16 protein-coding genes, 1 tRNA gene and 1 riboswitch are annotated in these 24,694 nt (G+C 72.3%); of the genes, 9 read left to right on the forward strand and 8 right to left on the reverse strand.

The window, feature by feature from the left end; all coding sequences use genetic code 11:
• Nucleotides 1–370 precede the first annotated feature (370 nt).
• Nucleotides 371–922 carry a MarR family winged helix-turn-helix transcriptional regulator gene (locus ACZ418_RS14965; protein ID WP_468362356.1) on the reverse strand — a complete coding sequence of 184 codons (552 nt, stop codon included), beginning with the start codon at nt 920–922 and terminating at the stop codon, nt 371–373.
• 110 nt (nt 923–1,032) lie between these two features.
• Between ACZ418_RS14965 and ACZ418_RS14970 the strand changes: the two genes are divergently transcribed.
• Nucleotides 1,033–2,322 carry an MFS transporter gene (locus tag ACZ418_RS14970; protein WP_468362358.1) on the forward strand — a complete coding sequence of 430 codons (1,290 nt, stop codon included), beginning with the start codon at nt 1,033–1,035 and terminating at the stop codon, nt 2,320–2,322.
• Between the two features lie 65 nt (nt 2,323–2,387).
• On the opposite strand, the gene ACZ418_RS14975 is transcribed toward ACZ418_RS14970, so the two are convergent.
• Together ACZ418_RS14975 and ACZ418_RS14980 are read right to left on the reverse strand one after the other, a co-directional pair.
• Nucleotides 2,388–4,034, reverse strand: coding sequence for an ATP-binding SpoIIE family protein phosphatase (locus ACZ418_RS14975; protein ID WP_468362360.1), 1,647 nt, complete (start codon nt 4,032–4,034; stop codon nt 2,388–2,390).
• Nucleotides 4,035–4,165: 131 nt separating this feature from the next.
• A complete protein-coding gene (locus ACZ418_RS14980) occupies nt 4,166–5,545 on the reverse strand; it encodes an NAD(P)/FAD-dependent oxidoreductase (protein ID WP_468362362.1) in 1,380 nt (459 codons plus the stop codon).
• Between the two features lie 375 nt (nt 5,546–5,920).
• Between ACZ418_RS14980 and ACZ418_RS14985 the strand changes: the two genes are divergently transcribed.
• Together ACZ418_RS14985 and ACZ418_RS14990 are read left to right on the forward strand one after the other, a co-directional pair.
• A complete protein-coding gene (locus ACZ418_RS14985; protein ID WP_468362364.1) occupies nt 5,921–6,709 on the forward strand; it encodes a TetR/AcrR family transcriptional regulator in 789 nt (262 codons plus the stop codon).
• Between the two features lie 298 nt (nt 6,710–7,007).
• On the forward strand, nt 7,008–8,873 hold the full coding sequence (locus ACZ418_RS14990) for a sigma-70 family RNA polymerase sigma factor (protein WP_468362366.1): 1,866 nt from the start codon (nt 7,008–7,010) through the stop codon (nt 8,871–8,873).
• A gap of 30 nt (nt 8,874–8,903) precedes the next feature.
• Here ACZ418_RS14990 and ACZ418_RS14995 read toward each other — a convergent pair whose 3' ends face one another.
• Complete coding sequence (locus ACZ418_RS14995) at nt 8,904–12,251, reverse strand: AfsR/SARP family transcriptional regulator (RefSeq protein ID WP_468362368.1); 3,348 nt, start codon at nt 12,249–12,251, stop codon at nt 8,904–8,906.
• 102 nt (nt 12,252–12,353) lie between these two features.
• Nucleotides 12,354–14,429, reverse strand: a complete 2,076-nt coding sequence (locus ACZ418_RS15000) for an asparagine synthase-related protein (protein WP_468362370.1) — start codon at nt 14,427–14,429, stop codon at nt 12,354–12,356.
• Between the two features lie 668 nt (nt 14,430–15,097).
• On the opposite strand from ACZ418_RS15000, the gene ACZ418_RS15005 reads away from it, so the two are divergent.
• The 4 genes from ACZ418_RS15005 (at nt 15,098) to ACZ418_RS15020 (ending at nt 20,133) form a co-directional block, all read left to right on the forward strand.
• The gene (locus ACZ418_RS15005; protein ID WP_468362372.1) at nt 15,098–16,522 is read left to right on the forward strand and encodes an MFS transporter; all 1,425 of its coding nucleotides are present in this window, start codon (nt 15,098–15,100) and stop codon (nt 16,520–16,522) included.
• A gap of 62 nt (nt 16,523–16,584) precedes the next feature.
• Nucleotides 16,585–17,802, forward strand: coding sequence for an L-2-hydroxyglutarate oxidase (lhgO, locus tag ACZ418_RS15010; protein ID WP_468362374.1), 1,218 nt, complete (start codon nt 16,585–16,587; stop codon nt 17,800–17,802).
• Between the two features lie 57 nt (nt 17,803–17,859).
• The gene (gene trmB / locus ACZ418_RS15015; RefSeq protein ID WP_468362376.1) at nt 17,860–18,684 is read left to right on the forward strand and encodes a tRNA (guanosine(46)-N7)-methyltransferase TrmB; all 825 of its coding nucleotides are present in this window, start codon (nt 17,860–17,862) and stop codon (nt 18,682–18,684) included.
• A gap of 42 nt (nt 18,685–18,726) precedes the next feature.
• Complete coding sequence (locus ACZ418_RS15020) at nt 18,727–20,133, forward strand: PrsW family glutamic-type intramembrane protease (RefSeq protein ID WP_468362378.1); 1,407 nt, start codon at nt 18,727–18,729, stop codon at nt 20,131–20,133.
• Between the two features lie 101 nt (nt 20,134–20,234).
• On the opposite strand, the gene ACZ418_RS15025 is transcribed toward ACZ418_RS15020, so the two are convergent.
• Both ACZ418_RS15025 and ACZ418_RS15030 read right to left on the reverse strand, forming a co-directional pair.
• Nucleotides 20,235–21,179 carry an aldo/keto reductase gene (locus tag ACZ418_RS15025; protein ID WP_468362380.1) on the reverse strand — a complete coding sequence of 315 codons (945 nt, stop codon included), beginning with the start codon at nt 21,177–21,179 and terminating at the stop codon, nt 20,235–20,237.
• A 71-nt stretch (nt 21,180–21,250) separates the two neighbouring features.
• Entirely contained in the window at nt 21,251–22,276 is a 1,026-nt protein-coding gene (locus ACZ418_RS15030; protein ID WP_468362382.1) for a M23 family metallopeptidase, read from the reverse strand.
• Between the two features lie 9 nt (nt 22,277–22,285).
• Nucleotides 22,286–22,432: riboswitch (cyclic di-AMP (ydaO/yuaA leader) on the reverse strand.
• Nucleotides 22,433–22,752: 320 nt separating this feature from the next.
• Between ACZ418_RS15030 and ACZ418_RS15035 the strand changes: the two genes are divergently transcribed.
• A tRNA-Met gene (locus ACZ418_RS15035) sits at nt 22,753–22,826 on the forward strand.
• 56 nt (nt 22,827–22,882) lie between these two features.
• Here the strand turns inward: ACZ418_RS15035 and ACZ418_RS15040 are convergent.
• The gene (locus ACZ418_RS15040; RefSeq protein ID WP_468362384.1) at nt 22,883–24,016 is read right to left on the reverse strand and encodes a dihydrofolate reductase family protein; all 1,134 of its coding nucleotides are present in this window, start codon (nt 24,014–24,016) and stop codon (nt 22,883–22,885) included.
• 77 nt (nt 24,017–24,093) lie between these two features.
• Here ACZ418_RS15040 and ACZ418_RS15045 point away from each other — a divergent pair, with 77 nt between their 5' ends.
• Nucleotides 24,094–24,615 (forward strand): MarR family winged helix-turn-helix transcriptional regulator, encoded by a 522-nt coding sequence (locus ACZ418_RS15045; RefSeq protein WP_468362386.1) that lies wholly within the window; start codon nt 24,094–24,096, stop codon nt 24,613–24,615.
• Nucleotides 24,616–24,694 lie beyond the last annotated feature (79 nt).

Raw genomic sequence — 24,694 nt, forward strand, 5'->3', positions numbered from 1 at the left:
TCCTCGGTGCTTTCCAGGTTCCCGCTCTCGCGTTTCCCTTTCCGGCGGTTCCGACTCTATCAGATCCTTTCGGCGTCTGACTCCCAGTCAGCGGGGCTTGCCTTCCCGGCCGTTGGGCCGTTCCGACGTCTCAAACCTTAGCGGATCCGCTCGGCGATTCCCAATCGGGCCGCCGGGCTTCCATTCGAATTGAATTCGGGCACGCCGAAAACAACCCGTCCGGGAGATCGTGCTGATGATGTGAGGGGTGCCGCTCGGGGCGGCTGAGTTGCTGCCGAAGAACCGTTACGGCTCCGTGGCAACCCGAAGAACTTTACGGAACGGCCAGGGGCGTGTCAACACCCCCCTGTCAAGATCTTTTACGTCGGTCTCAGTCGAGGTCGCTGAGCCGGCCGCCGGCGTCCGGCTGGGCGTGCTCCACCCTGCGCAGCAGCCTGGTCAGGACCTCACCGAGCACCGCACGCTCCGCCGGAGTGAGGTCCTGGAGCAGGTCTTCCTCGAAGACGGTGGCCAGGCGCATCGCCTCCAGCCACTTCTCGCGGCCCTCGGGGGTCAGCTCGACGATCACCCGGACGCGGTTGGACTCGTCGCGCTCCCGGGTGACGAGTCCCTCGGCGACCATGCGGTCGATCCGGTGGGTCATCGCGGCCGGGGTGAGGCCGAGACGCTTGGCGAGGTCGCTGGGGCCCATGCGGTAGGGAGCACCGGACAGGACGAGCGCCTTGAGCACCTCCCACTCCGCGTTGCTGATGCCGAGGCCGGAGGTCTGGCGGCCGTAGGCGACGTTCATACGCCGGTTGAGCCGGGACAGCGCCGACACGATCTTCTCGACCTGGGGGTCCAGGTCCTGGAACTCGCGCTGGTAGGCGGCGATCTGCTCTTCGAGCGTCGGCTCTGTGACGTCGGGGGCGGTGTCGGCCATGTCCGCAGTATCGCACGCGGGCCCTTTGCATCGAAGTCCTTCCATGTGTAGTCTTTAGCTTCGAACTTTAGCTTTGAAGTCTTCAGGGCTAACTACTGAGAGAGGTGAACGTGACCAGGGCGATGGGCGCAGCGATGCGCCGGATCCACGTGGGCAATGCACTCAGCGCGTTCGGGCTCGGCTTCACCGTCCCCTACCTGTACGTCTATGTGGCGCAGGTGCGGGGGCTGGGAGCCATGACGGCGGGACTCGTGCTCGCCGTCTTCGCCGTGGCCGCGCTGATCGTGCTGCCGTTCGCCGGCAGGGCGATCGTGCGGCGCGGCCCGCTGCCGGTCCTGCTCGCCGCCCTGGTCACCGCTGCGCTCGGCGCGCTGAGCCTGGGCCTCGCGGGCAACGCCACCGCCGTACTGCTGTCGGCCGCGGCGCTCGGTGCCGGGCAGGCCGTGATGCAGCCGGCGCTGGCGACGATGATCGTGGACTGCTCCACGGCCGACACACGGTCGCGGGCGTTCGCGATGCAGTTCTTCCTGCAGAACCTGGGGCTCGGTGTGGGCGGCCTCATCGGCGGTCATCTCGTCGACACCACGCGCGTGTCGTCGTTCACGCTGCTGTTCGCGATCGAGGCGGCGATGTTCCTCCTGCTGGTCGGCGTGATGGCGACCGTGCGGGTGCCGCACTCGCCGCGGATCGAGGACGCCCCGGCACAGTCGGCGAAGGGCAGCTGGAAACGGCTGCTCGGGAACCGGGCCATGGTGCAGCTGTGTGTGCTGGGCTTCGTGCTGTTCTTCGCCTGCTACGGCCAGTTCGAGTCCGGGCTGAGCGCGTACGGCGTCGAGGCCGCCGGGATATCCACCTCCGCGCTGGGGACGGCCCTGGCCGCGAACACGCTGATGATCGTGGTCGCCCAGTTCGCGGTGCTGAAGTTCGTGGAGCGCCGGCGGCGGTCCCGAGTCATCGCCGGTGTCGGTCTGATCTGGGCCGTGGCCTGGCTGGCCGCCGGGTATGCGGGGCTGGGGCACGGCAGCCAGGAGATGGCGACGGCCGCGTTCGTGTCGACGTACGCGCTGTTCGGGCTGGGTGAGGCGATGCTGTCGCCGACGGTCGCGCCGCTGGTCGCCGACCTTGCCCCGGAGGGGATGGCCGGGCAGTACAACTCGGCGTTTGCGCTGGTCAAGCAGTTGGCGCTGGCCCTGGGTCCGGCGGTGGGCGGGCCGCTGGGTGCCGAGCTGCACGGGCCGTACATCGTGACGTTCCTGCTGTTCTCATTGGGGATCTCGGTGCTGGCGGTGCGCCTCGGGCGAAGCCTCACCCCCGTACAGGACCGGCCTTGGCCGGCGCGTGGCACCCGGGTGGTTGCCCGGGGTGGGGCGTCTGCGGAGCCGGTGGCCGCGGAGGCGTAAGGCACCGGTGCTGTAGCCGGGCACATGTCGGGCACTGCTCGCTGGGAGGTGCCTCAGCTACGGCGCTATCCCTTCGGCAGTACGAACTCGCACCACACCGCCTTCCCGCCTCCCGGGGTCCTCCGGCAGCCCCAGTTCGACGCGATGGTCGCCACGATGGCGATGCCCCGGCCGGACTCGTCGCCGGGTTCGGCGCGGCGGCGCCGGGGGAGGTGATCGTCGCCGTCCGTCACCTCGACGATCAGGCGGCGGTCGGTGCGGCGGAGCCGCAGGCGCATGGGCGGAGTGCCGTGCTGGAGGGAGTTGGCGACGAGCTCACTCGCGGCGAGGACACCGAGATCGTGCAGTTCGGCCGGGAAGCGCCAGCTCGTCAGCACGCCGGAGGCGAACGCACGGGCCCGGGGGGCCGCCTCCACGCCGCCGAGGAGTTCCAGGGCCGCGTTGCGGAAGAGGTCGCCGTCGGCGCCCGTACGGGCGGGGTGCTGGAGGACGAGGACGGCCACGTCGTCGTCGTGGTCGGCGGTGACGCCGGCCGAGCGGACCAGGCGGTCGCAGACGACCTGGGGGGTGCCGGTCGCGCCGGCAAGGGCGCCTTCGAGGGCCGCGATGCCCTCGTCCAGATCCGCGTCGCGGCGTTCGACCAGGCCGTCGGTGTAGAGAACGGCCGTGGAGCCCGGGCCGAGGGCGATGGAGCCGGAGGCGTGCATCCAGCCGCCGGTGCCGAGCGGCGGGCCGGTGGGCTCGTCGGCGCGGGAGACGGTGCCGTTCTCGTCGCGGACCAGGATCGGGAGGTGGCCTGCCGAGGCGTAGACCAGCCTGCCCTCGTTCGGGTCGTGGACGGCGTAGACGCAGGTGGCGATCTGGTTGGGGTCGATCTCGGAGGCGAGGCCGTCCAGGAGTTGGAGCACCTCGTGCGGGGGGAGGTCCAGGCGGGCGTAGGCCCGGACGGCCGTACGCAGCTGGCCCATGACCGCCGCCGCCCGCACACCCCGGCCCATCACGTCGCCGATCACCAGGGCCGTGCGGCCGCCGCCGAGGGTGATCACGTCGTACCAGTCGCCGCCGACCGCGGCCTCGGTGCCGCCGGGCTGGTAGGTGGCGGCGATGCGCAGGTCGTCGGGTTGTTCCAGTTCCTGCGGGAGCAGGGAGCGCTGGAGGGTCACCGCCGTCTCGCGCTGGCGGCGCTCGCTGGCGCGCAGCCGTTCCGCCGCCTCTGCGTGGTCGGTGACGTCGGTGGCGAAGACGAGCACGCCGCCGTCGCGGTCGCCGTGCTCGTCGACCGGGGTGCAGGTGAAGGTGTACGAGCGGCCGTCCACGGCCTTGCGGGACTTCAGGGTGCGGGGCTTGCCGCTGCGCAGCACCTGGTCGAGGAGCGGGAGCAGGCCCAGTTCGGAGAGTTCGGGCAGTGCCTCGCGGGCGGGGGTGCCCATGGGCCGTACGCCGAAGGCCGCCACGTAGGCGTCGTTGAGGTACGCGATGCGGTGGTCGGGGCCGTGCACCAGGGCGACCAGGGCCGGGACGCGGTCGAGGACGTCGCGCGCGGGCAGTTCGTCGACGGCGGGCACCGGGGTTGTGCCGTCGGCCGGCTGTCCGGCGCGGGCCGCGGGCACGGAGCCTTCCCCCCGCCGGTCCGGGGAGACCGGGGTCTCGGTCCGCGCGGCGGCGCGGCGCTGCGTTCCGGGGAGCCGGGCGCTCCAGCGCGTGAAGTTCACTTGGGAAGAAGCCTCGTGGGTGCTGAGGGCGGGTGGGTGGCCCGTCCGCGGACGTGGGGCAGTCTGGCAGGGGGCGAGCCGCGGCGACATCCGTCAGACGCCTGGGCGGGCCGGGGAGTTCCTGGGTCCGGTCAGGACGACCCCTTCGGGTCGTCCGAGGGGCTGTGAGGAGGCTTTCCACCGGCAGCGAGTTCGAACTCCGCTCGCGGATGTTCGAGCGAACCGAGTGAGACGATCTCCCTCTTGAAGAGCCCGGCGAGGGTCCATTCCGCCAGAACACGGGCCTTTCGGTTGAGGGTGGGCACCCTGCTGAGGTGGTAGACGCGGTGCATGAACCAGGCAGGGTAGCCCTTCAGCTTGCGCCCGTAGACCTGGGCGACGCCCTTGTGGAAGCCGAGGGAGGCGACCGAGCCGACGTACTTGTGGGCGTACGTCTCCAGCGGCTCGCCGCGCAGTGCGTGGGCGATGTTGTCGCCGAGGGTCCGGGCCTGGCGGACGGCGTGCTGGGCGTTGGGGGCGGTCTCGGTGCCGGGTTCGGCGGCGGTGACGTCGGGTACGGCCGCCGCGTCTCCGGCAGCCCAGGCGTGCTCCGTGCCGTCGACGGTCAGCTGGGCGGTGCACTTCAGCCGGCCCCGCCCTGTGAGCGGCAGGTCGGTGGCGGCGAGCAGGGGGCTGGGCTTGACGCCGGCCGTCCACACGACCGTACGGGTCGGGAAGCGCTGGCCGTCGCTGAGGACGGCGACGCGGTCGGCGCAGGAGTCCAGGCGGGTTTCGAGGAGCACCTGGATGTTGCGGCGGCGCAGCTGGGCGACGGTGTAGCGGCCCATTTCCTCGCCGACCTCGGGGAGGATGCGGTCGGAGGCCTCCACGAGGATCCACTTCATGTCCTCGGGGCGGACGTTGTGGTAGTAGCGCGCGGCGTAGCGGGCCATGTCCTCCAGCTCGGCGAGCGCCTCCACGCCCGCGTAGCCGCCGCCGACGAAGACGAACGTGAGGGCGGCGTCGCGGATCGCGGGATCGCGGGTGGAGGAGGCGATGTCCATCTGCTCGATGACGTGGTTGCGCAGGCCGATGGCCTCTTCGACGGTCTTGAAGCCGATGCCGTACTCGGCGAGGCCGGGGATGGGCAAGGTGCGGGAGATCGAGCCGGGGGCCAGCACGAGCTCGTCGTAACCGAGGAGTTCGGCCGGTTTTCCCTCCTCGGCGGTGGCGAGCGTGTGGACGACGGCGGTGCGCACCGCGTGGTCGATGGACGTGACCTCGCCGACGACGACATGGCACTGGTCCAGGACGCGGCGCAGCGGTACGACGACATGGCGAGGGGAGATCGAGCCCGCGGCCGCTTCGGGAAGGAACGGCTGGTACGTCATGTAGGGGTCGGGAGTGACGACAGTGATGTCGACGTCACCCCGCCTCAGCTCGCCCTTCAGCCTTCGCTGCAGACGCAGTGCCGTGTACATCCCGACGTAGCCGCCGCCGACAACCAGAATGCGCGCACGTTCCTTCACCATCCCATGACGCACCCGGCGCTGTTGTTTGTCCACAGCCCCGGCAATTTGTGTGACTGGCAGCCGGGTGTGCGCGGGGCCGGGCCCGGTGTCGGGGCGGGATGAAACGGGGCAGGTCAGCGGGGTCGGGCGACGGGGAGCGAAGGTGAGGAAACGGGACGTACGAGACCCGTACTCCGATCGAGGGGCGCACTGTGCGGAACCTGCCCCTTCTGAATTGACTCCCTCTCAACTATGTTCGTGTGTCGACGGGGTGTAGGGAATGTGGTCGAACCGGTGTCGCGACGGGCGGACCCGGTCGAGAACGACGTCAATTCCACGCACTTCGGGTCACAGGCGGGGAGTCTCCGGGGGGAGACGTCATTACCGGGGGAACACATGCATGTTCAGGACACGCATTGGTCATCTGCGGCAGCCATCGCATCCGGTGGCGGGGCGATGAGCGCGGCGATGGGCAACGGACGCGCGGACGGGTCGCGTACGGCCCCGCTGCGGGTGGACGCACAGCGCAATCTGGAGCACGTGCTGCGTGCGGCGCGTGAGGTCTTCGGCGAGCTGGGGTACGGCGCGCCGATGGAGGACGTGGCCCGGCGGGCCCGGGTGGGTGTCGGCACGGTGTACCGGCGCTTTCCCAGCAAGGACGTGCTGGTCCGGCGGATAGCCGAGGAGGAGACCGCGCGGCTGACCGAGCAGGCGCGGGCCGCGCTCGGGCAGGAGGACGAGCCGTGGTCGGCGCTGTCCCGGTTCCTGCGGACGTCCGTGGCGTCGGGTGCGGGGCGGTTGCTGCCGCCGCAGGTCCTGCGAGTCGGCTCCGCGCAGGGCTCCGCCGGTTCGGCCGAGTCGGGTGGTTCTGGTGTGGCGTCCGCTGAGGAGGCTCGGGTGCCTCAGCAGCGGGTGCAGCCGGCGGCCGGCGAGCTTCGGCTGGTGCCTGGGGAGTCCGCCGGCGCCGCCGATGACAGCGGGGTCGGGGCCTTGCTCGATGTGGTCGGGCAGCTGGTGGAGCGGGCTCGGGCGGCCGGTGAGCTGCGGGCGGATGTGTCCGTGGGGGATGTGCTGCTGGTGATCGCCACGGCGGCGCCGTCCCTGCCGGATGCTGCGCAGCAGGCGGCGGCGTCGGCGCGGTTGCTGGACATCTTGCTCGAGGGGCTTCGGTCTCGGCCGGCGTAGGGTTCGGTAGTCGGTTCGGGGTGGGTGGTGCGCGTAGTCGTCGGGCTGCGGGTGCGTGGGGTTGGTCGCGCAGTTCCCGGCGCCCCTAGGGGGCTGCCGGACCGCCTGCTCCATCGGCGCCCCTCGCCGGAAGCAAGCTCTCCTTCGATTCCCTCGTTCGAGTGATAGCCGTACGTCCGTACTGACAGCCGCCCTCGGATGAGTGGATGCCGCGGACATGGGGGCCTTGCACAAAAGGCAATGTGGGACTCTGAGCCGGTGACGGATTGGGCTGGGCCGGTGTCGGGGGCTTTCCGCGATGGGCGTTGACGGGTGGGACGACGAGTCACGCGGTGACGACGCGGAGGCGGCCGTCGGCCCGACCCCGCCCCAGGTGCCGAATCAGGGCGGGCGTCCGGCTTCCACCGGCGGGCGGCGCGAGAAGGGCGTGCCGGCCCAGCGTGAGGGCAGCGTGCTGCCGCCCCGGGAGATGCCGCCCGACGACGGCGGGCTGATCGAACGGATGCGCGGCGGTGACGACTCCGCGTACGAGGAGCTCTATCGGCGGCATGCGGACTCCGTACGGCGGTATGCGCGCACCTGCTGCCGGGACGGGCACACCGCCGACGATCTGACGGCGGAGGTCTTCGCGCGGATGCTGCAGGCGGTGCGCGGGGGATCCGGGCCCAAGCACGCCGTGCGGGCCTATCTGCTGACCTCCGTGCGGCGCGTCGCCGCGCACTGGACCAGGTCCGCCCGGCGCGAGCAGCTCGTGGACGACTTCGCCGTCTTCGCCCAGCAGGCCTCGCACGCCTCGGAAGTGTCCGCCGACGACACGCTGGACCTCGGCGCCGATGTGCGCGCGATGCACGCGGCCGAGCAGTCCCTGGCCATGCAGGCCTTCCGCTCGCTGCCCGAGCGCTGGCAGGCCGTGTTGTGGCACACCGAGGTGGAGGACGAGTCCCCGAGCGAAGTGGCCGTGCTGTTCGGGCTGGACGCCAACGGCACCCGCGTGCTGGCGAGCCGCGCCCGCGAGGGACTGAAGCAGGCCTATCTCCAGGCCCACGTCAGCGCCTCCCTCGTCGATGACGAGCAGTGCGCCCGCTACGCCGACCAGCTCGGCACCTACGCCCGCCGCAAACTGCGCATCCGCGCCGAACGGGGCCTGCGCAGGCACCTGGAGGAGTGCGCCAGGTGCCGGCTGGCGGCCGCGCAGATCGAAGAGGTCGCCGGCGGTATCCCCGCTGTCGTCCCGGTCGCGGTCATCGGCTGGTTCGGGGCCGCCGGGTACGCCAAGGCGCTCGGCCTCATCGCCGGGAGCGCCGGGGCGGCGGCGGGTGCCGCCGCCGCGGCCACCGGTTCGACGTCCGGCGGGGCCGGTGGCGCGGGCGGTGCTGCGGCGGCGGAGGGGGTCGGGGCGCCGGTGAAGGCGGGCATCGCGGCCGGTGTGGTCGCGGTGGCCGCCGCCGCGGCGGCGCTGGCCCTGGTGAACGACAGCCACCCGCCGGCGAAGGAGGTCGCCAAGCCGTCGCCGTCCGCGCCGGTCGTACAGCCGCCGGCGCCGAAGCCGGGCCCGTCGAAGAAGAAGCCCTCGCCGGAGCCGGTGGTGCTCGCCCCCGAGCCGACGCCCCCTCCGCCGCCGGTGCCCACTCCGAAACCCATGCCCAAAACCACGCCCAAGCCCACCCCACCACCGACGCCCACACCGAAACCGACGCCCAAGCCGACGCCGCCTCCACCGCCGGCGCCCACCGTCTACGAACTGAGCGACCTCAGCTACGACGTCGGCGGCGACGGCACCAAGCCCGAGATCCGGCTCGCCGGGAGCAGCTGGGTGTGGCAGCGCTACGGCATGTCGATCGACGGCGAGCAGTACGCGCGCGGGGTGACCGTGCACGGCGAGTCCTCCGTGACCATCGCCCTCAACCGGCCGTGCACCGCCTACGACGCACTGGCCGGCGTGGACGACATGACGCTCGGTCTGGGCAAGGTGTCCTTCTCCGTCTGGGCCGACGGGGTCCGGCTGTGGCAGTCCGGGATGGTCAAGGGCCGCGACCGCGCCGTGCCCGTCCATGTGGACCTCACCGGGCGCAGGATGGTACGGCTCGTCGTACGGCCGCACAGCAACGTCTTCGACCAGGCGGCGCTCGCGGACTGGGCCGAGTCCCGGATCACCTGCCGATAGGCCGGAGGGCCGGGAGAACGCTGGTGGTCGTCACCGGCCGTGCTCGACGGCCGCCTCCGCCGCACCGAGCTCCCGCAGTACATCGGCCACGCCGAGGGACGCGCCCCGGGCGCGCTCGGCCGCGTACCGCTCGGGCGGCAGGGCCGCGCGGGCTTCGGCCTGCACCCGGGCGGCCTCGCTGTTCTCCGGCTCGGGACGCGGATTGCCGTCGCGCCAGTGGTCCGCGGCGGCGAACAGCCGGACCGCGCCCGCCAGATCGCCGCATCGGGCCCGCAGACCGGCCGCGAGGTCCACCAGCCCCGCCGTGATCGACTCGGCGCACCGCTGGGCCACGGCCACGCGGAGCGCCTCGGTGATGACCGGCAGCCCGTGCGCGGGGCCCGACTCGTCGGCGGCGAGGAGCGCCTCGACGCTGCGCAGGGCCGCCTCGAACTGCGGAGGCGGGGTGCCGCCTCGGGCCGTGGCGCGGGTCTCCTCGTACAGCTCGCGGGCACGGCCGGGCTGCCCGGCGTACAGGGCGATGTGGGCGCGCAGCAGCAGCACGAAGGCACGCGCCTCCGACACCGCGTACCGGTCGGCGGCCGCTCCCGCCTCCTCCAGGGCGGCCAGCGCGGTCTTCGGGTCGCCGGAGCGGTAGGAGATCTCGGCGAGCCGGGCCAGCAGGAACGGCGACTCGGCGTAGGCCCCCACCTCGTAGGCCAGGCGCAGTGCCTCCTCGTACTCACCGCGTGCCTCGGCGAACCTGCCGCGGGCCATGGCCGCCTCGCCGGCCGCGCTGCACACCTGGGCCCGCATCCAGCGGTCCCCGACGCGCCGGCTGAGCGTCCGCAGCTCGGCCAGGTCCTCGTCCACTCCCCGCAGGTTGCCCGGCGAGTCGACGAGCACATGGGTGCGGAACATCAGGGAGACGCCGATCTCCCAGTCGCCGCCGTAGGCCCGGCAGTTGGCCACGGCCGCGGCCAGGTCCGGGCCGACGTCCGCGGGGCCGCCCAGGTAGTAGGCCGTCATCGGCCACACGATGCCCGGGAGCCGGGCGGCCTGGGGACCGCCGTGCTCGTAGGCGGCGCGGACGCGCGCGATGTACTCCGCGGCGCGCGGGTCGGCCGCGAGGTGCTCGGTGTTCGAGTCGGAGGTCAGGAACAGATCGAGCATCCGCAGGTCCATCCGCAGCTCCCGCAGCGGATGCCCGGCCTCGCCGTCGGGCACGGCGAGGAAGGCGCCCACCGGGTCGGCCGACTCCATCAGGGACATCAGGTCGGGGGCGGCACCGAGGTGGTCCGCGGTCGCCGGGCTCGCCAGGGTGTCCAGGGCCACGCCCAGGCGGAGGACCAGACGGACCCAGGCGATCGCCTCCTGACGGTGGTTGCGGAGCCACCAGAACCAGCAGATGGCCAGGACGATCGCGGCCGCCTCCGGTTCGTCGCCGGCGCGCACGGAGCGGTCCAGGGCGGCCCGGATGTTGTCCAGCTCGGTCTCCACACGGGAGATCCAAGGCAGTTGGTCCCCCGAGCGCAGGCGCGGCTCGGCCTCCTCCACCAGCGCCCGCACCCACGCGCGATGCCGGCGCTCGGCGGCGGCGCGCAGTCCGGGGACCTCGGCCGCGCGCTCGGTGGCGTACTCGTGGATGGTCTCCAGCATGCGGTAGCGCATGCCGCCGGAGCCGTCGGGACCGCTGGGCGCGGCCACGACGAGGGACTTGTCGACGAGGGCGCCGATCAGGTCGGCCGCCGGGCCGGTGCACACGGCCTCGGCCGCCGCGAGGTCCCAGCCGCCGGCGAACACCGACACCTCGCGCAGCACCGTGCGCTCGCGCTCGTCCAGCAGGTCCCAGGACCAGTCGACGACCGCGCGCAGGGTCTGCTGGCGGGGCAGGACCGTGCGGCTTCCGGAGGTGAGCAGGCGGAAGCGGTCGTCGAGCCGGTCGGCGATCTGCCGCGGGGTCAGCAGCCTGAGCCGGGCCGCGGCCAGCTCGATGGCGAGCGGCAGCCCGTCCAGGCGGCGGCAGATCTCCGCCACGGCCCCGGTGTCGGCGAGCACCGCGTCGGCGTCGGGACGGACGGCCTTCGCGCGCTCGGCGAACAGGCGGTGCGCCTGCTCCGGGACGAGGGGCTCGACCGGGCGCACCGACTCACCGGGGACGCCGAGGGGTTCACGGCTGGTCGCGAGGACCGTGAGCCCCGGGCAGTGGGTGAGGAGGGTCTCGGCGAGGGCGGCGGCCGCGCCGATGACGTGTTCGCAGTTGTCAAGGATCAGGAGTTGGCTGCGCGCGGCGCAGTACTCGATCAGCAGGGCGACGGGGTCGGCCTGTGGGGTCGCCAGCTCGTTCGTCAGCAGTACGGTCTCGCGCAGACCGAGCGCGCTGACCACCGCGCCGGGCACGGCCTCCGGATGGTCGAGCGGGGCCAGCTCGACCAGCCATGCCTGGGGGAGCCCTGCGGCGGCCTCCTCGGCGAGGCGGGTCTTTCCGGAGCCGCCCGGTCCGGTGAGCGTGACCAGGCGGGCCCTGTGCAAGTCGGAACGAATGGCTTCGAGTTCTGGTTCCCGCCCGACGAAGGACGTCAGGCGGGGGCGGAGATTGCCGGTCCGCTCGGGCGGTTGAGCGGGGGTCGGCGACGTCGGTGGGTCGGGTGACTTCGATGGCCGCGGCTGTGGCGGTGGTTCGTGCTGACTGAGCAACGACGCGTGCAGGGCCTTGAGTTCCCGGCCCGGGTCGGTGCCGAGGGTGTCGGCGAGGGTGCGGCGGGCGGACTCGTACGCGGCGAGGGCGTCGGCGGGGCGGCCGGTGTCGCGCAGGGCGCGGATGAGCAGGGCGTGCAGGGGCTCGTCCAACGGGTGGGCCGTGGTGAGTTCCGTCAGCTCCGGTACGACGTCCGGGGCACGGCCGAGGTCGAGGGCGGCGGTGGCCCGGGCGCGGGTGGCCTCCAGGCGCAGGGCCTGCGGGCGGGTGGCGGCGGTGCGGTCGGGGAGGTCGGCGAGGGCGGGGCCGTGCCAGAGGGCGAGGGCCTCGGTGAGGGTGCGGTGGGCGGTGGCCGGGTCACCGGTGGCGAGGGCCTTGGTGCCGGTGTCGACGAGGCGTTCGAAGACGTACAGGTCCACGTCGTCCTCGGTCGCCTCCAGACGGTAGCCGCCCGGGATGGAGGCGATGGTGTGGCGACCGAGGGTGCGGCGGAGGCGGCCGACGAGGGCCTGGAGGGCGGCGGGGGCGTCGCTCGGGTGGTCGTCGGACCAGATCTCGTCGATGAGGGTCTCGGGGGTGGTGGTGCGGCCTGGGCGGAGGGCCAGGGCGGTGAGGAGTGTGCGCAGGCGTGGGCCGCCGATGGGTACGGGGGTGCCCTGGTCGTCCGCTGCTCGGGCCACGCCCAGGATTCTGTACCGCACCTGGTCATTGTCGCGGGGGGGGCTCGGGGTGGGGCACGGGGGTTTCTGGGCGGCAGCCCCCCGCAGCAGCACCCCGGCCTTCACGCAGCAGCACCCCGGCCTTCACGCGCCGGAGGCCAACGCGTCCCTCCTCGGCTGAATCCCGGAGGGCACCGCACGCGCGCGTGCCGGTGTTCCCGTCCAGCACGTGCCCCGGCGGGTCAGGAGGCGGTGGAGCCAGAGTTCGAGGGAGATGAGGTCGGCGAGGCCGTCGAGGGGGAGGGGGTCGCCGACGGCGGCGTCCCGCAGGGCCTTGCGGACGACGCGGGCCTCCACCAGGCCGGCGTCGGCCAGAAGAGGGGTGGCGAAGAGGTCCTGGAGGGGGTCGGCCGCCACGCTCAGGCCCGCGCGTGCGGCCGCCGCCGAGGAGGCGTGGGAGGGGGCGCCCCAGCCGGGCGGGAGGTCGGTGACGCCGGCGCCCTCCAGGACCGTACGCAGGATGGAAGAGCGAGCGCCCGGTTGGACGCGCAGGGCCTCGGGGAGGGCGCGGCAGGCGCGGACGACCTGGTTGTCGAGGAACGGCGCGTGCAGGCGCTGGGAGCGGATCTCGGCGGCCTGTTCCAGGACGCGCAGGTCGGCGGCGTGGCGGGCGAGGGCGGCACGCGCGCGGTACTCGCCGGGGCGCTGGGCGCCGGTTGCCGAGCGGTCCGCCTCCGCCTGCAGCAGAACCGATACTTCGGCCAGGGCCTCCCCGGTCAGCCAGCGGGCCGCAGGCCCGGGTCTGCCCCAGGTAAGCGCGGCGAGGGACGCGCCGACCGCTCCCCCGGGCTCGTCGAAGCGGCGCCGCATCAGCCGCTCGGCCAGCACCTCCAGGCCCGCCCGGTAGGGCGTGCGGGCCAGCCGGCGGGCGGCGCCGTACACGCGCGCGGGGACCATCACCGAGCCGTCGGCCTTGGCGAGCGCGGCGACGGGCCGGACGACGTGGCGCCGTTTGCGGTCCATCAGGAGGTCGGCGAGGCGGGCGGGGTGGGCGTCCAGGACCTGACGGGCGCCGTGGCCGGTGAAGTGGTCGGCACTGCCGGCGGCGAGCCGGGCGCGGTGCCGGGCGGCGGTGACCAGCGAGGGTCCGGGTTCGTCGGTGAGGGGACCGTCGAGCTCGGCGTACGGCAGGGTCTCCTCGGCGCCGGTCACGACGACGTGGCGCAGGCGCGGGTTGGCGGCCAGGGCGCCGGCGCGTTCCAGTTCTGCCTCGCGGCCGCCGACGGCCAGGTCGTTGAAGGTGACGGCGAGGAGCCGCTCGCCCGCGCCCGTGCGGTGGCCGAGCAGCGTGCCGGGTCTGCCGGGCAGCCCGGCGGCCAGCAGGGCGAGGGTGCCGGAGGCGGGGCCGCCGGAGAGGTCGGCGCCGATGCCGGGCACGGGCATCCCGCGCCGGGCCCGCCGCTCGGCGGGGCCCATGCCGGGTACCGGGCCGGGGTCGAGGTCGGGCACGTGCCGGGGCGCCGCCAACCGTGCACGGACGGCCTCCACCAGGGCGTCCCGTACGGCGTCCACGGCGCGTTCGGGGTCGGCCGGGGCCGCGGCCACGGCCAGGGAGGCGACCGGCTCGTACCCGGCGATCTCGCGCGCCCCTGCGCGCAGCACGAGCGCGTGCCCCGGCGGAACGCGCCGTACGCCCTCGTACGGGGTGGTGTCGCGCAGCGCCGCGGGTACGTCCGGGGCGGCGAGCAGGGCGGCCAGGTGGCCGAAGTCGAGGTTGGCCTCGATGAGGTCGGCGAGGGGCAGCGCGGCGGTGGCGTAGGCGGTGCCGCCGGCCCAGGGGGTGTGGAACACCGGGCGGGCGCCCGCGAGATCGCCGCAGACGGTGATGCGGCGGCCGACCTTGACGACGGCCGTGTAGCTGCCCGGCCAGGCGGTCAGATGGCGCAGTGCGCCCCCGCGCGCGGTGAACAGAGCGCGCCGCAGTTCCTCGTCGGAGGCGCCGCAGATGCCGAGGACCGCGATGCGGTTGTCCGCGTCGGCCTTCACCACGCGTACCTCGTCCGGGCGCCAGTCGCCGACGGCCCACAGCGGATCCGGGTCGCCCCACAGGAGTTGGGAGCCGACCGGGTGCAGGGTCTCGCCGTCGTAACCGGTGGCGCCCGCGGAGCCGATCCCGGCGATACCCGCGGCGGTGCTGCTCCAACCCACCAACCACCGCATCGACGCCTCCACAGGCTGTGGACAACAGTGCACCGTACGAACCGGATCCCCATGCTGCCATGAGAGGCGCGTGGTGGAAGGTCAGCGGCACCGGCTTCGATCGAGGGAAATGCTCGGCAGGCATGCGGGCGGTGCGACTCGAATGCGCCCCCCGTACGCTCCCCCAAAACGCCCTTCACGCCCTCAAGTTGCATGGTCGGAGCCCATGTCCACCGCGACCGGCCGGGTCGATTTTCAGCCAAATACGCTGAGCGAGGCCGGGTTTGAGTACGCTCCGTACAGGCCTGCGGAAAGCGCGGCGGCGCGGACATGCGCACAGTCCGGGAGGCGGGCATCGCCTCCCGGACCGGTCCGCCACCCGCGGGGATGAAGGTGGCGGTGTCCCCCAGCCCACTGGATCCAGTACAGCGGGCCGACCCACGCAAGAGCCATGGAACCGCTCCCCCGGTGGCCGGAGAAGAGCGCACGGACGGGCGCACGGCCACACACGCGGGGGCACGAGACGACAGGCCGTGCACGGTGCGTACAGGACCGCACTTCCGTACGGACCACAATCCCGCCATCCGGAACAATGCCCCTTAACGCTTGGGATGCGGCGAACTACGCTGGGTTTACGAATGCCGCGTGGTTATGCCAGCACGGCAGCCGTCTGTGTCGAGGGGTGGCGCATGTCCAGGGAGCAACGCGGGCCGAACGAAAAGCTCGGCGCCGTTCTCGCCCTCGCGGGAATCAGCAACGCAGGACTCGCCAGGCGCGTCAACGACCTTGGGGCGCAACGCGGGTTGACTCTTCGCTACGACAAGACCTCCGTGGCGCGCTGGGTGTCGAAGGGGATGGTGCCGCAAGGTGCGGCGCCGCACCTCATCGCGGCCGCCATCGGCCAGAAGCTCGGCCGTCCGGTGCCGCTCCACGAGATCGGCCTGGCGGACGCGGATCCCGCGCCCGAAGTGGGCCTCGCCTTCCCCAGAGACGTCGGACAGGCGGTGAAGTCGGCGACGGAGTTGTACCGTCTCGACCTCGCCGGGCGCCGGGCCGGCTCCGGTGGCATCTGGCAGTCGCTCGCCGGATCGTTCGCAGTGAGCGCATACGCAACGCCCGCCTCACGCTGGCTGATAACCCCCGCCGACAGCTCGGTCGCGCGGGAGGCCGGCTCCGGCGAGGGCTCCGGCGCACCGATCAAAGTCGGCCACAGCGATGTGCAGAAGCTGCGGGAGGCCGCCGAGGACGCCCGGCGGTGGGACTCCAAGTACGGGGGCGGGGACTGGCGTTCGTCGATGGTCCCGGAGTGCCTGCGGGTCGAGGCGGCGCCGCTGCTGCTCGGCTGCTACTCCGACGAAGTGGGCCGCGCACTCTTCGGCGCGTCCGCCGAACTCACCCGGCTCGCCGGGTGGATGGCCTTCGACACCGGTCAGCAGGAGGCCGCACAGCGGTACTACATCCAGGCGCTGCGGCTCGCGCGCGCGGCGGCGGACGTCCCGCTGGGGGGCTATGTCCTGGCCTCCATGTCGCTGCAGGCGACCTACCGCGGGTTCGGCGACGAGGGCGTCGACCTTGCGCAGGCCGCGCTGGAGCGCAACCGCGGGCTGGCGACCGCGCGCACGATGAGTTTCTTCCGGCTGGTGGAGGCGCGGGCACACGCGCGTGCGGGCGATGCGCAGGCGGCGGGTGCGGCACTGAAGGCGGCCGAGGGTTGGCTCGAACGGTCCAGGGAAGGTGACAACGACCCCTCTTGGCTCGGTTTCTATGGATATGACCGCTTTGCTGCCGATGCGGCCGAGTGCTACCGGGATCTGAAGGCCCCGCGACAGGTGCGGAGGTTCACGGAACAGGCGCTGTCCAAGCCGACCGAGGAGTTCGTGCGGTCGCACGGGCTGCGCCTGGTCGTCTCGGCCGTCGCCGAGCTGGAGTCCGGGAACCTCGACGCCGCCTGCGAGCAAGGGGTGCGGGCCGTGGAGGTCGCCGGTCGGATCTCGTCGGCGCGCACGACCGAGTATGTGAAGGATCTTCTGCACCGGCTGGAGCCGTACGGGGACGAGCCGAGGGTGGTGGAGCTGCGGGAGCGGGCTCGGCCGCTGCTGATGGCCCCGGCCTGAGAACCCGCACCGGCCGCGTTTGAAGGCGTTGTCAGTGGCGCAGTGCACTATCGAGGTGGGAGGTGGTGCAGGTGCCGGTCGGGGCGTACGACTGTGATGTGCTCGTGGTCGGCGGGGGGATCGTCGGGCTGTCCACGGCGTATGCGATCACGCGGGCCGCGCCGGGCACGGCGGTCACCGTGCTGGAGAAGGAGCCGGGGCCGGCCCGGCACCAGACGGGGCACAACAGCGGGGTCATCCACAGCGGGATCTACTACCGGCCGGGCTCCCTCAAGGCGCGGTACGCGGTGCGGGGCGCCGCCGAGATGGTGAAGTTCTGCGCCGAGTACGGCATCGCGCACGCCGTCACCGGCAAGCTGATCGTCGCCACGGACCGGGAGGAGCTGCCCCGGCTGCACGCGCTCGTGCAGCGCGGCCGGGAGAACGGCATTCCGGTGCGGGAGCTGGGCTCCGCGCAGATCGGTGAGTACGAGCCCGAGGTGCGCGGACTGGCGGCGATACACGTCGGCACGACCGGGGTGTGCGACTTCGTGGGGGTCGCCCGGCAGCTGGCGCGGGGCTCGGGCGCGGAGATCCGGTACGGGACGCGGGTCGTACGGGTCGACCGGCGGCCGGAGCGGGGCGTGGCCGTACTCACCTCGGGCGGAGACGTCGTACGCGCGCGTGTGCTGGTGAACTGCGCCGGGCTGTACTGCGACGAGATCGCGCGGCTGACCGGGGACGAGCCAGAGGTGCGGATCGTGCCGTTCCGCGGGGAGTACTACGAGCTGGCGCGGCCGGAGCTGGTGCGCGGGCTGGTGTATCCGGTGCCGGATCCGGCCTTCCCGTTCCTCGGGGTCCATCTGACCCGGGGCATCGACGGAGGCGTGCACATCGGCCCCAACGCGGTGCCGGCCCTGGCCCGGGAGGGGTACGGCTGGGGGGTCGTACGCCCCCGGGAGCTGGCCGGGACCGTGGCCTGGCCGGGGTCGTGGGCGATCGCCCGTCGGCACTGGAGATACGGGGCCGGGGAGCTGCGGCGGTCCTTGTCCAAGGGGGCGTTTCTGGAGGCTGTGCGGAGGTTGCTGCCCGGGGTGGAGCCGGACGACCTGGTACGGGCCCCGGCCGGGGTGCGGGCGCAGGCGGTGCTGCGGGACGGGACGCTGGTGGACGACTTCCTGATCAAGGAGGGGGCTCGCGCCGTGCATGTACTGAACGCGCCCTCGCCCGCGGCCACCGCTTCCTTGCCGATCGGGCGAGAGGTAGGACGCCGGGTGCTGGACATGCTCGGTGCGCTGTAGTGGGCGTCCCGGGTGCCGGTCCGTTCGTCAGGGCCGCGCCGTAAAATCTGTCCTACTGTGTCTGACTTCCTCAACGCCCCCGAAGCCCCCTTGCCGGCCCCCCACACCCCCGGCGCGTCCATCCGGCATACCCGGGCCAAGGGGGAGCCCCGGTTTCCGGACGGTCCCAAGGCCGATCCCGCCGGGTCGCACTTCGAGCGGCGGATCCGGAGTTTTCAGCCACGGCGCAGCCGGGTGACCGCCGGGCAGGCGGACGCCCTGCAGCGGCTGTGGCCCAAGTGGGGGCTGGACATCGACGGGCAGCAGGTCATCGACCTCGGTGAGCTGTTCGGGAACGACGGGCCCGTCGTCCTGGAGATCGGGTTCGGGATGGGCGAGGCCACCGCGCAGATGGCCGCCGCCGACCCGGACACCAACATCCTCGCCGTCGACGTGCACACCCCGGGCCAGGGCAATCTGCTGGCTCTCGCCGACCGGAGCGGGCTGTCCAACGTGCGCGTGGGCAACGGGGACGCGATCATCCTGCTCCGGGAGATGCTCACCCCCGACTCGCTCGACGGGCTGCGGGTCTACTTCCCGGATCCCTGGCCCAAGAAGCGGCACCACAAGCGGCGGCTCATCCAGCCCGAGTTCCTGACGCTCGCCGCGACCCGGCTGAAGCCCGGAGCGATCGTGCACTGCGCGACCGACTGGGAGCCGTACGCCGAGCAGATGCTCGAGGTGCTCAGCGCCCATCCCGACTTCGAGAACACGCAGGCGGACGGCGGTTTCGCCACGCGCCCCGAGTTCCGGCCGCTGACCCGTTTCGAGGGGCAGGGACTGGACAAGGGACATGTGGTGAACGATCTGCTCTTCCGTCGCGTACCGCATCAGGGCCGGTAAACCGCTCCAGCCCCTCGCCCCGACACCGTTAGGGTCGATGCCGTGGCCACCAGTCCTCCGTTTCCGACGTATCCGCCGGGCCCCCACGGCCCCGTGCTGCTCCGCCATCCGCACTGGTGGCAGCGCAGGTGGGTGCGGTACGGGGCGCTGATCACACTGCTCGCGCTGTCCGGTCTCGTCATCCTCGCGCTGGTGCGCAGGCAGACCGGCACCGAGGGGTTTCTCGTCGGGCTCGGTCTTGCCGTGCTGCCCGTGCCCTGGCTGCTAGCCGCCTTCCGGTGGCTGGACCGGGTGGAGCCGGGCCCCTGGCGGAACCTGGTCTTCGCCTTCGCCTGGGGAGCGTGCGCGGCGGCGCTGATAGCCATCGTCGCCAACAGCTTCGCGACCAAGTGGATAGCCACCGCCACCGCCGATCCGACCAGTGCCGACACCCTGGGCGCCACCGTGATCGCGCCCATCGTGGAGGAGTCCGCCAAAGCCGCCGCCGTCCTGCTCGTCTTTCTCTTCCGCAGACGTGACTTCACCGGGATCGTCGACGGGGTGGTGATAGCGGGCATCACCGCCACCGGGTTCGCGTTCACCGAGAACATCCTCTACCTGGGTACGGCATTCGGCGCCGACCAGGTCAGCGGCGGCGCTGGTATCGCCTCCGTCACCGCCGCCACCTTCTTCGTGCGCATCGTGATGTCGCCGTTCGCGCACCCCCTGTTCACCACCCTCACCGGCCTCGGCTTCGGCTTCGCCGCGTTCTCCGCCGAGCGGCAGCGCGCCCGGCGGGTGCTGCTGCCGGTCTGCGGCCTGCTGCTCGCGATGAGCATGCACGCCTTCTGGAACGGCTCCTCCACCTTCGGCGAGTTCGGGTTCTTCGCCGTCTACGGCGGATTCATGGTGCCCGTGTTCGGGCTGCTGACCTGGCTCGCGATCTGGACCCGGCAGCGGGAGCTGCGGACCGTGCGCGAGGAGCTGCCGGCGTATGTGCTGGCCGGGTGGCTGGGGCCGGCCGAACCGCTCGCGCTCGGGTCGATGCGGGCGCGGCGGACGGCCCGTGACTACGCCCGGCACCACGGTGGCCGGCCGGCGGCGCGGACGGTGACGCAGTACGAGGCGTACGCCACCTCGCTCGCCTTTCTGCGGCACCGGGGACGCAAGGGGAAGGCGGGGGCCGACTTCGTCGTACGGGAGCGGGAGCTGCTGGACGAGCTGTGGCAGCGGAGGGAAGTGGCTCGGCCGGCGCTGGAGTACGCCGCCCGGGCAACGGTTCCGTTGCCTGTGTACTGGGCGCCGATGCCTGCGGCGGCCGGGCCGGGTTACGGGTATCCGCCGGTGCAGATGCCTCCGGCGGCCGGGCCGGGTTACGGGTATCCGCCCGTACAGATGCCTCCGGCAGCCGGGCCGGGTTACGGGTATCCGGCGGTGCCGTATTCCGTGTACAACCCGTATCGGTCGTAGCCGGTCGGGTTGCGGAGGGTTCGGCACCGCCGGACCGCGCCGCCCTGGCAGAGCGCCGTTGCGGCGGGGGGAAACAGGCGGAGCCTGTCACTGATGGAGCACTAGGCCGACGCCTGCGTCAGCTGTGCCACTTCCTCGTCCGTCAGCTTCAGGTCCACCACGCCCAGCAGGTCCGGGAGCTGGTCCACCGTGCGGGCCGAGGCGATCGGGGCGGTGATCGTCGGCTGGACCGCGAGCCAGGCGAGGGCGACCGTGGCGACGGGGGCGTCGTGGGCGGCGGCCATCTCGTCGAGCGCCGAGAGGACCTTCTGGCCGCGCTCCGACTCCGCGTACTCCTGGGCGCGGCCCGCGCGGGCGCTGTCGACCTTGGTGCCGGGGCGGTACTTGCCGGTCAGGAAGCCCGCGGCAAGGGAGAAGTAGGGCACGGAGGACAGGCCCTCCTTGGCGGCCAGGTCCTGCAGCGGGCCCTCGTAGGTGTCGCGGGAGACGAGGTTGTAGTGGGGCTGGAGGGCGACATAGCGGGCCAGGCCCTCGCGGTCGGAGAAGTCGAGCGAGGCCTTCAGGCGCTCGGGGCTGATGTTGGAGGCGGCGATGTGGCGGACCTTGCCCGCCTTCACCAGCTCGTCCAGCGCGCCGATGATCTCCTCGACCGGGATCTCGGGCTTGTCGAAGTGGGTGTAGTAGAGGTCGATGTAGTCGGTGTCCAGGCGGCGCAGGGACGCGTCCGCGGCGGCCTTGATGTTGGCGGCGGACAGGCCCTGGAACTCGGGGTGCTGGCTGACCTTGGTCGCGATGACGACGCGGTCACGGTTGCCGCGGGACTTGACCCACTTGCCGATCACCGTCTCGGACTCGCCACCCTTGTGGCTCTCGATCCAGGCCGAGTAGGAGTCGGCGGTGTCGATGAAGTTGCCGCCGGCCGCCGTGTAGGCGTCGAGGACGGCGAAGGAGGTCTCCTCGTCGGCGGTCCAGCCGAAGACGTTGCCGCCGAGGCAGAGCGGGAAGACCTCGAGGCCGGAGGAGCCGAGTGTGCGCAGAGAAGTCATGCTCTGCATCAACACCGGCGACGGATCATCGCATTCCGCCGCCGGTGCAAAGTCCTCCGGACAGACGGCTGTCAGGGGGTGAGGCCCTTCTCGCGCAGCCAGGGCGCCGGGTCGATGGCGGTGGCCTGGCCGTTCGGGTGGACCTCCAGGTGCAGGTGCGGGCCGGTCACGTTGCCGGTGGCGCCGACCCGGCCGATGACCTGGCCGGTGGAGACCTTCTGGCCGACGGAGACGTTGATCGAGGACTGGTGGCAGAACCAGAGCTCGGTGCCGTCGTCGAGGGTCAGGACGGTGCGGTAGCCGTAGGCGCCGGCCCAGCCCGCCTCGGTGACCGTGCCGCTGTGGATGGCCTTGATGAGGGTGCCGGTGGGGGCGGCGAAGTCGAGGCCGGTGTGGTAGCCGGAGGACCACATCGCGCCGGGCTGCCCGAAGGTGCCGGTGATCGTGTACGAGACGACCGGCAGCGTGTACTGCTTGGCCAGCTCGGCGAGCCGCTTGGCCTCGGCCGCCTTCTTGGCGTCGGCCTCCGCCTGCGCCTTGGCGGCAGCGGCCTTGGCGGCGGCCGCCTGCTCCGCCTTGGCGGCCGCGGCCGCGGTCTGCTGATCGGCGGCGGCGATCGCGGCGGCGGTGGCCTTGCTGTCGGCCTGGCCCTTCTGCTGCTCGGCCTGGGCCATGATCCGGTTGCGCAGGGCCTCGCCGGCGTTGCTGCTGTCGGCGCTGTCGGTGCTCACGCCCACCTTGCTGAGGCCGGAGGTGGCCTGGGGAGCGTCGGTGGGGTTGGCACCGAAGATGTGCTCGACGGAGTCCAGGTCCGGCAGGGATATGGAGACCGGCGGCTTGCCGGTGTTCGCGCTGGCCATGCCGCCCGCGCCGACCGCGGCCAGCACGCCGACGCCGAGGACGGTGGAGCTGCGCGCGAAACCGCCGCGCTGTTTGGAGACGCGGTGCCGGCCGCGGAGCGAGGTGACGGAGTCCTCGGTGGGGTTCCACTCCTCCCAGGGCCCCTCCTCGGCGCGGTAGGCGCCGTAGCCGAAGGTCTCCGGCTCGGCTTGCGGGGGCATGAACGGGGCTTCTGGGGCGGGCCGGTTGGACGCCACTCGGGCGTACTCCTTTCCTTCCTCCGCCTACCGGGTTAGCTGACGGGTTCGGAGCAGGAAGGTCTCCTACGCGCGTATACCAACTGCGGCATTCGCGCGATTCACCCCAAGGTGGTGGTTCCCCGGCTCCCTTGCGGGATTCGGCGCGTGCGCACGGAGCCGACTCTTGTGACGGCTGGGACGACCGCGCTGCGTTATCGAACGTTAATAGACGTGACAGCCACTTTCCAAGCCGTTCGGCTTGATCATTAACGTTTCCGGCCGTGGACTTACCGGTCAGGAGCGCTGCAAACCGGGCGAGTTGACCGCCGTACATGAGTGTCGGTGTTTTTGATGGTGTCTCAGATGTTATGCGGAGGGCGGTCGTCCGGTCACTGTCGGTGAAAGTGATCGACCGGCGATCACGGGCCGGCGAGGGGCGCAAGCGGTGTGGCGCCGACCGGATGAGCGTGTGGTGTACAGTAGAGACACAACGACGCGGGGTGGAGCAGCTCGGTAGCTCGCTGGGCTCATAACCCAGAGGTCGCAGGTTCAAATCCTGTCCCCGCTACTGAAGACTCAGGGCCCGGAATCCCAAGGATTCCGGGCCCTGAGTGTGTGACGGGCTCAGCCCAGCAGATGCCCGTTCGGCGCCTTGGCGAGTTCCTCCAGCTCGGGCAGTGCGACGACCTCCGCACCCCCCTTGACCAGCAGCCCCGTACCGTCGGCTCCCGCGACGAACGTGTCCGGCTCCTGCCACGCCGTGACCACCCGCCGTACCCCCGCCCGAAGGATCAGCTCGGCACAGGGCGCGGGCCGCGAGGCACGCCGGGCACAGGGCTCCAGGCTGCTGTACACCGTGGCACCGGCCAACCGGGGATCCGCCGGGTCGACCTTCGCAAGCGCCGCCTCCTCCGCATGGACCACGGGATCCTCGCCCTCCCGGGAGTGACCACGAGCCAGCTCCGTACCGTCCGCCGCGACCACCACCGCGCCGACGCTGAACGCCGTCTCCGAGGGCGGGCACAGCGCGGCGAGTTCACAGGCGGTGCGCAGCCAGTGACGGTCGGCGGCGGTGGCGACCGGGCCGGTGCCGGGGGCGGTGGGCTCGTAGCGCATGAGGACCACGTCCTCGATCCGGCGGGTCTCGGTCAGGCGCAGCCGGCCGGCCTGGTAGCCACCGGGGCCGAACAGGCGGGGCGCGGCCGGGTCGCCGACGAACAGCGGCGCGAGGACGAGCTGGAGCTCGTCGGCGAGACCCAGCTGCAGCAGCTGGGTGTGCACCGTGCCGCCGCCCTCGACCATGAGCCGTCCGACTCCGCGCACGTCGTGCAGGTGGGACAACAGGGCCCGCCAGTCGAGGCGGGGGCCGAGCGGGACGACATCGGCGGTGTCACCGACGCGCCGGACCGCCCGCTCGGCGCCGTGGTCGGTCGTGTAGACGAGCTTGTCGCCGCCGGTGTGCCAGAAGTTGGCGTCGGGGTCGAGGTCGCCGGTGGCGGTGACCGCCACCTTCAGCGGGTACTCCGGCTTGCCCGCCCGGACGCGGGCGGCGCGGCGCTCGGCGGAGTTGACCAGCAGCCGCGGGTTGTCGGCGCGGATCGTGCCGGCGCCGATCAGGATGGCGTCGACGGAGGCCCGTACCGCGTCGACCCGGTCGAAGTCGGCAGGACTGGACAGCAGGAGCCGGTCGGGACCGGTGTCGTCGAGGTAGCCGTCGAGGGAGACGGCGGCGGACAGCAGCACGTACGGGTACGACATCGGCGCGGTCTCCTGCGAGGCGAGGCTTGGTTCAAGCCGAGCTTGGTTCAAGTTTGAAACAAACTTACACTGGCGGCATGACGACCCGCTGGCTCACCCCCGAGGAGCAGCGCGCCTGGCGCGCTTATCTCGCCGCGACGCACCTCCTGGAGGACGCGATCGACCGACAGCTCCAGCAGGACGCCGGCATGCCGCACCTGTTCTACTCCGTGCTGGCCAACCTGTCCGACGCGCCCGACCGGCGGCTGCGGATGACCGACCTCGCCGAGACGCTGAAGATCACGCGCAGTCGGCTGACCTATGCGGTGACCCGCCTCGAACGGGACGGGCTGGTGCGCCGGGAGGACTGCCGCTGGGACAAGCGCAGCAGCATCGCGGTGCTGACGGACGAGGGGATGGCCGTCCTGGAGCGTACGGCACCGGGCCACGTCGAGACCGTGCGCGCCACCCTGTTCGACCGGCTCACGCCGGAGCAGGTGGGGCAGCTGGAGGAGATCTGCACGGGGATCGCACGGGGGCTGCAGGGCGACGGCGCCGAGACCGGGGCGGAGGACGTGCCCTGGCGGCGGCGTTCGTCATGTTCCTCGTCCGACGATTGATTGCTTTAAGTTTGAAGCATGAGGTAGGGTCCCCCGAGTACGCTGCTTCAAATCTGAAGCAACCGCCTCCGGAGGGACC

It is taken from the genome of Streptomyces sp. NPDC030820, from assembly GCF_055572075.1.